This is a genomic window from Myroides sp. LoEW2-1 (assembly GCF_009767705.1).
GTDB lineage: Bacteria > Bacteroidota > Bacteroidia > Flavobacteriales > Flavobacteriaceae > Flavobacterium > Flavobacterium album_A.
This window is the reverse complement of record NZ_WSPP01000119.1, coordinates 18,501-32,079: the sequence shown is the minus strand read 5'-3', so window position 1 is coordinate 32,079 and position 13,579 is coordinate 18,501. Positions and strand designations below refer to the sequence as shown.

8 protein-coding genes are annotated in these 13,579 nt (G+C 34.3%); all 8 read right to left on the bottom strand.

The window, feature by feature from the left end; translation table 11 throughout:
- Positions 1-576 precede the first annotated feature (576 nt).
- The gene (locus GOQ24_RS08190; RefSeq protein ID WP_155091067.1) at positions 577-2,352 is read right to left on the bottom strand and encodes a nuclease-related domain-containing DEAD/DEAH box helicase; all 1,776 of its coding nucleotides are present in this window, start codon (positions 2,350-2,352) and stop codon (positions 577-579) included.
- A gap of 314 nt (positions 2,353-2,666) precedes the next feature.
- Complete coding sequence (locus GOQ24_RS08185) at positions 2,667-3,812, bottom strand: cytochrome-c peroxidase (RefSeq protein WP_155091068.1); 1,146 nt, start codon at positions 3,810-3,812, stop codon at positions 2,667-2,669.
- A 26-nt stretch (positions 3,813-3,838) separates the two neighbouring features.
- Positions 3,839-5,371, bottom strand: a complete 1,533-nt coding sequence (locus tag GOQ24_RS08180; protein ID WP_155091069.1) for a DUF6850 family outer membrane beta-barrel protein — start codon at positions 5,369-5,371, stop codon at positions 3,839-3,841.
- A gap of 12 nt (positions 5,372-5,383) precedes the next feature.
- Positions 5,384-6,613, bottom strand: a complete 1,230-nt coding sequence (locus GOQ24_RS08175) for a DUF4876 domain-containing protein (RefSeq protein WP_155091070.1) — start codon at positions 6,611-6,613, stop codon at positions 5,384-5,386.
- A gap of 3 nt (positions 6,614-6,616) precedes the next feature.
- Positions 6,617-9,373 carry a TonB-dependent receptor plug domain-containing protein gene (locus GOQ24_RS08170; protein ID WP_155091071.1) on the bottom strand — a complete coding sequence of 919 codons (2,757 nt, stop codon included), beginning with the start codon at positions 9,371-9,373 and terminating at the stop codon, positions 6,617-6,619.
- Positions 9,374-9,676: 303 nt separating this feature from the next.
- Positions 9,677-10,807 (bottom strand): cytochrome-c peroxidase, encoded by a 1,131-nt coding sequence (locus GOQ24_RS08165; RefSeq protein WP_155091072.1) that lies wholly within the window; start codon positions 10,805-10,807, stop codon positions 9,677-9,679.
- A 16-nt stretch (positions 10,808-10,823) separates the two neighbouring features.
- A complete protein-coding gene (locus tag GOQ24_RS08160) occupies positions 10,824-12,341 on the bottom strand; it encodes a DUF6850 family outer membrane beta-barrel protein (RefSeq protein WP_155091073.1) in 1,518 nt (505 codons plus the stop codon).
- Positions 12,342-12,351: 10 nt separating this feature from the next.
- The gene (locus GOQ24_RS08155; protein WP_155091074.1) at positions 12,352-13,575 is read right to left on the bottom strand and encodes a DUF4876 domain-containing protein; all 1,224 of its coding nucleotides are present in this window, start codon (positions 13,573-13,575) and stop codon (positions 12,352-12,354) included.
- Positions 13,576-13,579: the final 4 nt, after the last annotated feature.

The following is a 13,579-nucleotide window of genomic DNA, read 5'->3' as shown; positions in this document are numbered from 1 at the left end:
GTTTTAATTGACAATATAAATAGTCAAGCCTTTTCAGTTTACTTGAACAGATGTCCTATTACGATATCTAATCTTATTTCCTTAACTACTGTTACAATACCTATTCAATCATCCATCGTTACAAAGCTAAGTAGAGACATTATACTACATTATCCCTTTAATATTAAATACTAATTTCTAATAAATACTTCTAAGTAACTTTCTTTTAATAGCGAGAATGGGAAGAACAAGCAGTTTAAACTTAATTCCTTCAACAAACTTTAGTATACCGTTCTCCATCTACAGATAAAGGAAATCGCTATCATACTTCTAATAAGACAACCATTGAAGATCTTTACATAAACTGTAATCAGGTGATAAAACACCTTTAGACAATCTCACAAAGAAAGCATTAATCCTATTTTCCAAAATAGAAACAGCATAAATAATATCCCTGAGATTTCTTATATTCTTTTTGCCTCAAGTATTCTTACAATTTTCAACCATACACTAAATAGTTTTAAAGCAAACACTTCGCGTTTCCAACTAATTGCACAGATATACTACCACCGTAGTCTTTCAATCAATATTTCAGATTTAAGCTTTACGGCGTTTATAGGCATCTTCCCCATTTCCATCATGTTCTTCATAAGTATGTAATTGCCAAATACACAAATTCTCAATAGCACGTGTACAACCTATGTACCATTCATATGGCGTCAACTTATTAGGTTTATCCACAATTAAGATAACGTGTTTACGCTCCAGTCCTTTAAACTTAACTGCAGTAGTATATTGAAGTTTATTAGGCTTTAAACTAAGGTTCTCAATCGTAAGCTCCTCCATTCCCATTTCCAATATCAAATCTGCAACGTTATTCTTACGCTGCCAAACTTTACTTTGAACGAGAACAATAACATCTTCTGCCATTAAAGAGGAACTTGGGTCATTTATATTCTTTATAATTTCCTCCATAGCATATTTCAATTCATCTCGAGTATCAAAAGACCTGAGTTCAATTTCATCATACTCATGATGTGTTGTAACATCATCCCAGTCTTCAGGATGACTCTGTATATGTTCAGCAATTTTCCTAATCTGTGTCTTTTGAGCACTACGTCTAACTTTGTGAAGTTTAAAGTGTGTAAAATACTCTTTCAAGAAATAAGCATAATCCGTAACATCCCTTCCGAAAAGTGAAAAACTTTGATCCAGGTCATATAGCAACATGATATTACCTTGCTTCATTCCATTGTGATCACCACATAACTTATGCATCATCAAGTGTAAGTTGCGATCGAATAGATCCTGCGCTTCGTCAATAATCATAAAATCGTAATTTGGCAATTTACCACTATCTTGTAAGTAGTCAATTGTTTCACGAATATATGCAGCAAACTTACTTGGTTCTAAATAATACAAATCACTCTCATTTACATTTGGCAAATTCTCAATGACGAACTGCGTAAATGTCATACAGTCAATATTCACTTTCAGTTCCTTAAATCGTTGAGCATTATAACCACACAGAAGCAAATTCCAACACAAGTAAATACCTTTACGACCAACTTGCATTTCAGCATAGGCCATTGCCATTGTCGTTTTACCTGTACCAGGAGCACCTTCAATCATTAGCCTTGGGTTTTCAGATAGCGAATACAAAATATCAAGATTGCGTTCTTTCAACCAAGCGAGAGAATCACGACTTTGGAACACATTTGTATCCGATACGACAGGGTTAAAAGTATTGACGATAGTCTCAATCTCTCCAGGAGTTAAATTGGAAAAGCGAATTGGATGAATACTTTCTAATTTATGTTTCGAATAATCATAAATGTGCATTAAAAACTTTTCAATATTCTTGTATTTATTTCTTTTGGTGTACTCACTATAAATCAATTTAGAATCATAGATTGTATTTTCAATGGGAATCATTGTAGTAGGAAAAGAAACAGCTTCACAAAAAGCAATATGCTTAAAGCTTGGAAAAACCTTATTCATTAAAGTATACTTATATCCTTTAACCTGTTCAAATGGATTTTGGTTCAACCACTTTTTTCGTTTGCCATCTTTATAACAAAAACGGCCTTGATCAACAGAAATATTTCCTCCCTTCACCTCCATGACAATAATTCCAAATTTAGAGACAATAATAAAATCGAGCTCTGCATCTGCTTTTACTCTCTTGATCATTGAATTATCGTGGAACGGCAACTTCATACTATACCACACGTACCAATCGTGAGGGCTATCACTTAGCGCATCCACTATATCCTTGTAAACTAAGAATTCACCATAAGGAACTTTTACTCCATTTATCAATAATTGTTCTAACTCATCCAAAGGATACTCTGGATAGATTTGTAACGACATAACTATAACTTTAAATATCCTCTAATTTAACAATAATAACAGATATAGTACGTTTTTTTAATAAGATATAACAGACATTTTACTATAATCTTTTTGTCATAGCTCTTGCATTTACATAAAAAAAGGTTTCTACACTTTATTGTAAGAAACCTTTTTTTGATATAAATGACTGTACATGCTCTATCCATAGAGAAATAACAATGTCCATAGAAGTTTATCCTATCCCTTTCCTATTTTATCCTTAACAGCAAAGCAAGATTTAAGATAACTCTGTTTACAGCCAAAAAAAGGTAGTTAAAATAACCACCTTCTTACTATTCTATAGGAAACTCAGGACGTCTCATCTTAAACTTACTACCTGACAGTGCCTCAAGAAAAGACACTAAAGATTTTATTTCAGATTTACTTAATTCTAAAGGCTTCATCAAAGAATCAGTCACAGGATAAAGAGGATCTGCTAATTTTTGCTCAGGCTTAGGATCAATCATATGCATCCCACTATTATACATATTCACAATACCTTCTAAGTCATCGAACAAACCATTGTGCATCCAAGGTCTTGTATTCAACAAATCTCGAAGTCCAGGAGTTTTAAACTTACCTACATCATCAGGATTATTAGTTACGACATATCTTCCCAGGTCTTCGAATTTACGTTTGTAATACGTCAAACCAATATTGTGAAAGGATTCGTCTGTAAAGTACTGTCCGTGGTGACAATTCATACAACGAGCTTTCGTTCTGAATAAATGCATTCCGTAAATCTCATCTTCCGTTAGGGCATTGTATTTTCCATCCATGAAAGCATCTACTCTACTTGGTTGACTTTTAATTGTACGTTGAAATGAGGCAATTGCACCTACAATTCGATCGTATGTAATTTTATCATCTCCAAAAGCATCAATAAAGTACTTTTTATAGCCTTCAATTTTACTCATTTTTGCAGGTAATTCAACTACGTCCATTGCCATTTCATTATGAGCGCTCAAAGGTCCATTTGCTTGTTCTTCTAAAGAGTTTGCTCTACCATCCCAAAAATAAGAAGTACGCTCGGCTGTATTATACAAAGAAGGTGTATTGCGTGCCCCTTTTAAATGATCATGTCCTAATCCTACCATACGTCTATCAGTCCATCCCATTTCAGGATCGTGACAAGAACTACAAGATATTTGATTAGATTTAGACAGCTTAGGATCGAAAAACAACATTCTTCCCAACAATACTTCTGGCTTAGCCTGATCTACAAAATAAGCTGTATCTCTTTTAATACTTGAAAATTCACTCCACTCTACTCCCGGATCAATCGTTGGCTTCGGCCACTCATTAATCGGTTTCTTGTACATTTCCACTATTTTAGTGTAATCAGGAGTATCACTCCACAAAACACTTGTAAACTCAGAACTAAAACTAACCAGTCCAAAAGCCATGACTCCAGATAACAAATAAACTATCTTTTTCATTAATTATTTTATTAAATAACAATTCATTAAAATGTAACCCCTAAGGTTGCACTAACGAAATTGTTTGTTTCATTCACATTATATTTAACCTGTTCAAATTGAGTTTGTACAAAAATATTAGGTAAGTTCTGTACTTTAAAATCATATCTAACTACTAAGCCACAATTAAAATAATTTGCAGAGTTAATCATATAGTCCTGTTTAACCCATTGATTCATAGCAGGGCTATAGTGGAACTCTTTCAATCTTTCTGTTGTTTCTTTTAAGTTTCTAACCTTAAAATACGGTTTTAGACTAATTGTACTTGAAGTATTAATACTTCTCAAATAATCTACTTCAATACCTAAATGAATATATGTAAATCGTTGTTTAACTTGTGTATCCCTTCTTTTTTCATCTGTTTGTTCCACTCCAAATAGCGGAGTAACAGTGAATCTACTTAAAGCAGTACTATACTGATAGAAAATAGAAGTATAAATGTCGCTGCGTACAAATTTATACAACTCTTTCTCTGCAATCTTGGTCTCTAATTTTTCGACTTTCGAATAAAAATACTCTGTTCCTCTCGATTCACTCAAGAGGTAACTTACTTTAGCTCCAAGGCGATGTTGTTCAAAATCAATGTATTTAACAGCACTTACTGTATACTTTTTGGTTTCCAATTTAGACATATCTTTTGCAGGAGAACTGCCTATCCCTTTATCTACTTGAAATTTGCCAAAAGCTCCTTGAATCACAAAATCTTTCCCCTTATTCTTAGCAATGGTACCTCCAACATCATAACCAAAACCTTCGTATAAATTAGTCATATCAACAGCCGAGCTAAAATAGTAATTATAAGATCCCAAGCCTGTCAGATGATAAGCGATTGGTTTACCTAATAAGTTTACAAACTTCAAACTTGAGTTTTGTGAATACTTATTCAAATGAGTATATACACCAATCTCGTAATCTTTAAAGACATTATAGGTAATACCTAAGTGCACCTTCAAATCAGAAACGGTATTTTTAGGTCTTGGATCCACTTCCCTATAACCGCTTTTTGCCGTATAAGTAACCTCAGCACCAAGTGTAAATTTCCGCCATTCCTTAGCAATACCTCCACTAAAGTGATAAATATCTTGCTTCATCGTACCACCAATAGAATCCCCTACAACATAAGGACCCAAAATATGCCTATCCATATTTTCATTCCACATCATATTCTTTTGCTTTTGATTCTTATATGAAGCACCACCCCAAATAACTTTGTTCCCTTTCAATCTTTGGTAAGAAAAAGTATTGACACTAAAAGCGTCTAATCCATCACCATCTTGTACCAAATAAGCATCTTTCCGATCAGACTGATAATTCATATTCAATTCAGAATACGACAAGGGAATTGCCGAATACATATACGAGCGATTAGCAAAGAACTCCTTTCCAAATTCAGTGTACACGTTCGTTTGTAGTTCTCTATTAATATAAAGACTATCCGCAACTACGTGCTGAGCGTAAGTCTGCAGTGATAAGATAAAAACAAATAAACCACTGATACTATTTACAACAATCTTCTTCAATCTTGTCCTTCTTTAATTGTGAATAATTCCATCTAGTAAAGACGCTCTTGATTCGGGAACAAAATCAACTGATGAATTATTGGTATCTTTATATACTTCTCTTCCAAATTCATTCTGTCCTAAACCTTTTCTACGCACCGATTTACCATATCTTCCCTTATCACCATCCGATGTTGCACAGTAAGTAAAACCACTATCAATACCAGCACTTGTAACCAAACGCTCCAGCTTATCAGGAATACTATTATTCACACCATCTAATATCCAATTATTTGGAATTTTATAGCGACTAAAACTCTGCTCTTTTCCAGATCCAGTCAAGTAAGAATAGTCATACTTGTGCTCACTTAACCAACTATCAACACTTTCTCCATCAGGAAAACGAGCAATAATATAACCTGTATAACCACGGTCATGCATGACAAACATACCAAAATTCATTTTTGTATAAATTACATCAACGTTTGGTACACTTGGATTATCTGGCTGCACTTTTGGACCGTCTAAAGTTGGAAACTCAAAGTCAGCTTTTGTTAAGTCAGGTCCAGCCACATTGGGCAGGTTGTGATTCTGTGCATTGTCTGCAATAACGATAAAGTCACCAGGTTCAACAGGATAGTCCGTTCCATTACCAGGTAGCATCATAACAGATTGACAAACAAATGCCTCATCTAAAATGAATGGGGTTTCTTTATTATCGCGTGTAGTCATGAAGTCAGATTGAGCGATTAACAATCCATCTGCATAGAGCACTCTATCTGTATTATTGACAATTTTAAAATACCTACCCGTTTGGTATGATTTTCCTTCATTGGTCTGAAAACCAGTGTAAAATAATTCTTCAAAAATAAAATCATCAGTAAATTGTTTAACTGTCAATTTGATATTCACATTCGTTACTTGACTTGTAATATCAAGCATCTCGTTTTTGCTACCTAAAATTACTTCTTCACCATCCTCAAGAATACCAATACCTTCCGAAGACATTCGGTAGGATCCCACTGGAAGCGCAACTGAAAAATAAGGCGTATTCTCAGCCTTTTCGATTGTCTTCATCCCTGTATTCACCTCGGTAAATTCGACTTCTAACTCTTTAATTTCCTTAACATCATCAACTTTAAATGTCATAGAAACAACGGCATTCTGAGTTAATTCAGTTGCGTTATCATCACTAAGACAAGAGCTAACAGTTAAGCTCATTACTGTTAATAAAACAGCTAAATATATTTGTCTAAATTTCATTTTCTAAATATTAAAATTGATTTCCATTCCAAAATAGGGACCACTATCATCTTTTCTATTAACTTTCACACCGTTGAAGGTATAAGATTCATAATGCGTAAATAGTCGATTAACAAACATTGACGCTTTTACAGACTTATATATTCGCTTAGAAATCTTAAAGTTTGCATTAAAAGTAAAAGGCGTGCGTTTCTCCATCCCGTCAGTGCTCGAAACATTTCTAACTAAATGTTGAAGCATTGGATCCTTCATACTCTCTTCAGTATACTCATGTACAACATTATCAATACCTATATAAGCATAAGGAGCTGCCACTCGATTCAAATTCAAATCTCTTCTAAACAAATCACCTTGTAGAGAAGCTGAAATATTCATATCTAAGCTTGGTAAATAAGTATCTACAACCAAGTTATAAACTAACGAAGACCTTCTATACCCATTATCATCAGCATATATACCGGCATATAAAAACTCTTGACCATTTACAGATAGACCAGGTCTATGCAAAATAGGAGCGCTATTTGAATAAGTAGTTTTAAACCAAGCTCCATTCAAAGTAAAACGAGTATTAATACTTTCGAATCGCGGAGAACTATATCCAAATTCAATCCCTGTTTTAAAAGTATTACTACCGTTTTCGGTATGAGAATACTGTGACATTACTTGCTTATTGGTAGAAGTGGAACTATCTAAGTTAGGGCGGCCTAACTCGTCATTCCACACGATATCCTTAGCTTCATATCGATCGTATTCAAACCCCATAAACTGTGTCATATCTCTAAAACCTGTTGACATCTTTTCGTCGAAGTAAGTAATATAGAATTTATGTTTATTATAAGCTAAATCCAGTCTAATCTCGCGTTTGATATTCTTTGCTCCAATCAGGCTTTGATTTTGCAAAGACATTCTATACGTATAAAATTGAGCATAGTAGTTATCATTTTGTGGATCATAATAACTTACTTGAGCCATATCAAAATATCTATCTTGTGGATATAACAATGCCAGAGTAGGTTGTTTATAGAGTTCACCATATCCTACAGTGATATCTGTTTTCAAAAAATCATTCCCTATCTTCACCTCAGGTAATCCCCATTGAAAATTGACACGTGGCTCTACAAAAACGCGGTCACTAATACTAAAGTCCTTGCTAATACCTAACATTTTAGACATGCGAAGTCCTCCGTATAATTGTAAGTGATGTGCTCCCAAGTCATACTCCATTCTATCTCCAATATAGGCAGCTAATAATTGTGAAGCAGGTATATCCTTAAAAGGTCTTGGTCTTTTTACAACACCTAATGTTGGAGGTAACATAGGGTCGTAGACCTCACCATCTCCGTTGTTTTTAGAATATCTAAATTCAATACCGGATTCAATCTCATGACTAATCCCCCCTGTGACAAACCCCAAAGTAGTTTGTAAAGTTGTATTTATGTTCAGAGGTCTTCCTTGCGTCTTGTAGTTTGACACATAAGAAGAAGGTAGAAAAACACCTTCGTTAACTCCTGTCTCGTTTGATATAGGTATGGCATTTCGCCCACTTTGTTGAACAAAGACACTTCCTTTGATATCCTCTATTCCTTGAGAGATGTATGTATTCAATTTTACATTATTAAACACCGCATATTCTGGGAAGTTCAATTGTAAATTATTACCTAATGAAAAGTATTGTTTACTATTCTTATAAGAATCTGTACGGTCAAAACCTGTATCAGGATCAAACTTATCATTGTCGATCGTTCCACTATAATCAAGATTGGATTTCCAAACTAACTCCGTATCATTCAAAGTCCATGCTTTCTCCGAACGAAGTGAAGCAGAAACTCTCTTATAATTCTCAAGTACATTTCGCGGTTCACTTTTAGCATCTAAAAAATCAACACTTGCATTCAGCCTCCAACCACTTTTGGTATCAATTCCCTTTCCTACATAATACAATTTACTAAAGCCATCCACTTTAAAGCGAGCTTGTAAAGGAGTATACCCAACCTTTCTATTGATTTTAATCAATCCTGAGGTTAAATCACCATAGGCAGCTGTAGGAATACCGCGAATCACTTCAACACTTTCAATATCATTGGTAGCAATACTACGCATATCAATACCTATGTGAGAAGTTTTGCCAAGAGGACCTGATGTTGTATTTGAGGATACTTGTAGATCCGCATTAGAATTAAGCACATTCCCATCCATCATAAACTGAACTCCCAAGGAACTGGTATTATAACCACTACTGCCATTTTCACGTAATAGCACAGGGTTAACACTTGTCAAGATAGGATCCTTTGCTTGACCACCTGGCAATAATTCCATAAGATCCGTAAAGCTTGAAGGTTGCAAATGTTCCATCGCTTGGCGATTAATCACTGAAGTAGAAGTTAAACCTTTACTTTCTGTGGCCGTGATAATCATCTCCTCTAAAATGTTAGCATTAGGCGTTAAAACAATTTCTCTTGATAAATCACCTAATAAGGATACTGAAAATTCTTCATGCTGAAATCCAATATGATTCACATGAATAGTATAATTATCGGGAGTTAAGCTAAAAATAACTTCTCCCTTATCATTAGTCAATTGGATATAACTTTGATTCTTACTATCAACAGCGATTATGGTGGCATCTGTGATGAGTATTTTGGCAGAATCAACTGCTCTTAAAGATAAAGAAACTTTGTTGCCTTGACCAAAAAGTAAAGAGCTGAATAACAAAACAATAGTTAGAAAAATATGTTTTGCTAAATGTGTCGCGCATTTCATTCAAATCTATTTTCAAATAGGTTGACAAAAGTAGTCAAGAAAAATACATTACGCAATTTATTTAGACTTGGTTCAAATTAATTACACATATATATTTAAGATTTAATATAAATAGCATAAAAAACACATATTAAACAAAATAGATGAAAAATACTCAACATATTAAACCAATTTACATTATAAACACATCATTACATCCAAGTCCCCATCATTAACACTATACTGATTACTTCTAAATAAGAAAAAACTTCTTTAGAACTGTCTCTAAAGAAGTTTTTTACATACCATTAAAGTAAATAAGCGTTACTTCGTTGGAAAAATAGGACGTTCCATTTTATAGTAACTTCCTGACATTGATTCTAAAAATGCTACAATAGCTTTTATTTCTTTCTCATTTAATTTTAATGGTTTCATCAGTGGATCTGTTAGAGGAAAGAGTGGATCTAATGCTTTCTCTTCCTCTGTAGGGTCTATCATGTGCATCCCACTATTATACAAATTCACTATTCCTTCTAAGTCATCCATTAACCCATTATGCATCCATGGCTTAGTCACTAATAGGTCTCTTAAAGAAGGTGTTTTAAATTTACCCACATCATCTGCCTTTTTGGTATGTAAGTATAATCCTAAGTCTTCGTACTCTCTCTTGTAATATGTCAATCCTATATTGTGAAAAGACTCATCTGTAAGATATTTACCATGATGACAATTCATACATCCTGCCTTAGTTCTAAATAAGTGCATTCCATATATCTCCTGTTCTGTTAGGTACTGATACTCTCCTTGCATAAATTTGTCGAAACGACTAGGCTGACTTTTAATTGTCTTTTGAAAAGTAGCTATTGCCCCCACTATTCTTTCATAAGTCACTTTGTCATCTCCGTAAGTTTCTTTAAACAAGGGCTTGTACTCTTTATACTTGCTTAACTTCGCTGGTAGTGATTTGACATCCATATCCATTTCATGATGAGCAGATAAAGGTCCCATCGCTTGCTCTTCTAGCGTTAATGCTCTACCATCCCAAAAGAAAGAACTACGCTCAGCAATATTGTATAAAGAAGGAGTATTTCTGGCTCCTAATAAATGATCATTCCCTAGTGATACCTGTCTATGGTCTGTCCATCCCATTTCAGGATCGTGACAAGAGCTACAAGATATCTGATTAGACTTTGATAACTTAGGGTCAAAGAACAGTGCTTTACCTAATACCACTTCTGGCAAATCTTGTGTCTCATAGTATAATGTATCTACCTCTATTGCCCCAAACTCTTTCCATTCTACACTTTTATCTATTATCGGACTAGGCCAATAGCTTATAGGTCTTTTATATTGATCTGTAATCTCTGTGTATTCTGAAACTGATCTTACCTCAAAATTAGTGTATCCTATAAATAGTAATACCGCCCCAATAATAACACCTACCTTTTTTTTCATCTATCTTCTCTCTCTTTTAAAACGTAATCCCTAAACTCATCATCACACTACTGTTGTTTTGAAACTGCTTATAATTTTGGAAATAATACTCTCCACCTACAAATACATCTATTACTTTCGGCAAAGCAAAATCATATCGAACCTTAAAGCTTCCTTCCCAATACTCTGCTATCTGAACAGCATAGTTATCAAGTAGCATTTGATTTATAGCATTACTATTTCCATAATTAAAAGTAGCCTTTTCTTTAGCAGTTTGTCTTACCTTCCAATTAGAAGCTACTGTCAATAGACTTCTATCCTTAAATGTGTACATCCATTGTAAATCTGCTCCCATATAGGTATACTGAATATCTGTTTTAGAATAAGGCTTTTTATAACGTTCTACCTCTTGAGTTATTCCTATATACGGTAAGATACTATACACACTATTTAAAGTTCCATACTTAAATACTCCACTTAATCTAAGACTCTTATTCTCGTATTTATATTGTTCTTCTTGTCCTATCTTTAAATAGTTCGTAGCGCTCACATTGACAAACAAATTCTCTGTACCCTTTCTCGTCTTCATGTTTCCATCTAAGCGAACACCTAACTGAGTAGCTTGTACATCAAATAGCTTCCCTACAGAGAAGAAATGCTCTACCTCCTTAACTTTAGAAACTTGCAAATCATAGAAATCAGGCAGTAACTTCTCAAAACTAAAAATATTCATTCCCACTGTGGCAAACCACTTCTTCTGATAAGTGTCATATACTTGTAGAGAAGTACCATACCTCCAACCATCATAATAAGCCTCTCTTCTTTTTCCTTTCAATAGATTATTGAAGTTTCCCATTCCACTCATCTCATATATCACAGGAAATCCAGTAGGACTATAAAAGTCCATCTTGTGTTTCTGTGTATATTTCTCTATTGAAGTATTTACCCCTATAGTAAAGAACTCCTTAAATACTCTACTCACACCTATATTCCCTCCTAATCGAGCAGAGAGGTTCTTAGGTCTAGGGTCTATATTCCGGTATTCCATCTTCGCTTTATAAAAACCAGAGATACCGATATTGTACTTTCCTAATCGTTGGGCATAACCACCAGCGATATGATAATCTTCATACTTAATATCTCCACCTACACTATCCGCTACCACATACGGAAATATTAAATGGTAATCCGCACTCTCATTCCACATTACATCTCTTCGCTTACCTTGTTGATAAGTAGCACTGCCCCACACAGCACTATGCTTATCTAATTTATGGTAAGCATTCGCTTGAAAAGACAAATCATCTCTGTTTTTACCCTCTTGAGCTAAGGTTGTTTCATTCTTACTATTCTGTTTTGCGATTTCGAAAGAAGTTAAGCTGTACTTTCTATAGTCTAAATAGTGAGATGGATTGACATAAATAGGTTCTTCAAAATGATGTATTACATCTTGATTCTCCTTTACTTTTATTGCCAATGAATCTGACTGTTGACCATATCCCCATACAGTACTCAACAATGACAACAGACATAACCCAAAATGAAAGTGCTTCATACTACACTAATTAATATTTAAATAATGACGGTCTTACTGCAGGTGCAAAGTCAACTGTCGAATTATTAGTATCTTTTAGAACATTGTTCCCTGCTGCATTCTTACCTAATACATGTCTTCTTACAGCCTTACCATATCTTCCTTCATCCCCTACATGTTGTGTGATATAAGTATACCCCATATCTACTGATGGAGATGTTACATTCCACATATACTCATCAGCGATACCTAAGTTTACAGCATCTACTATCCATGAGTTTGGAATTTTAATAGCAGAGTCTACACTAGGATATGCTTCTCCTCCGAATATCATTTCGTACTCATAATCATATATATTATCTACTACTAGCTTCTCCGTTGTCATTCCCTCAGGCATTTTCACTAAAGCATAAGCATAACTTCCTTGAATATTAACCACTAATTCATCGTGAATCGTAATCATTTTAGCTGCTTTTAATCCTACTACATCATGTACACCATCTCTAAAATTCTGAAACTCTGCGTTAGTCAAATCAATTGAGTTGCTGTTAAATTCTCTATGGTTAATAGCATTCTCTGCAAAGATTACTGATTTGCCTGGCTCTACTGGGTGGTCTTTTCCTTTACCTGGGAACTGTAAAATAGCTCCAGCAGACAATGCCTCACTCATAATATTAGGTGTATAATCTTGCTTATCATTTGTCATAAACTTAGATTGTACAAATAACATTCCGTCTAAATACAATACCTCATCAGAGTTATTTGTTATTTTAAAGTATTGGTCATCTGTATACTGAAGTCCTTGTGGTGTTTTAGTCCCTGCGAAGAATACCTCTTCTATTACAAAACCTGTACTACTCGTTTTAAATACGATATCGATAGCCTTAGTCATTTCTCTACCCGAGATCACTACTCCTTTAATAAAGTTACCTACTTTACTCTCCTCTACTACACCGTTTACTTTATGTGTGATTACACCTTCTACTGTGATATCATAAGTACCCGTAGGAAGTGCTTTCTGTATTTTCTTATCTCCTTCATATACTAACTCCGTTTTCTTATTAGAGTTTAGTTCTGTCAAGTAAATAGTCATCTGTTTTATCTCTTCTATCTTCGCATCTTGAGGATCATTAATCCAGAATGTTACGAAAGTCTGCTCATCCCCTGTCATATTGCTATTGTCATCAGAAGAACAAGCATTAAAACCTAATACTACTAGTAGTAAGCATAATGATTGTAAAAGTCGTTTTATCATTTTT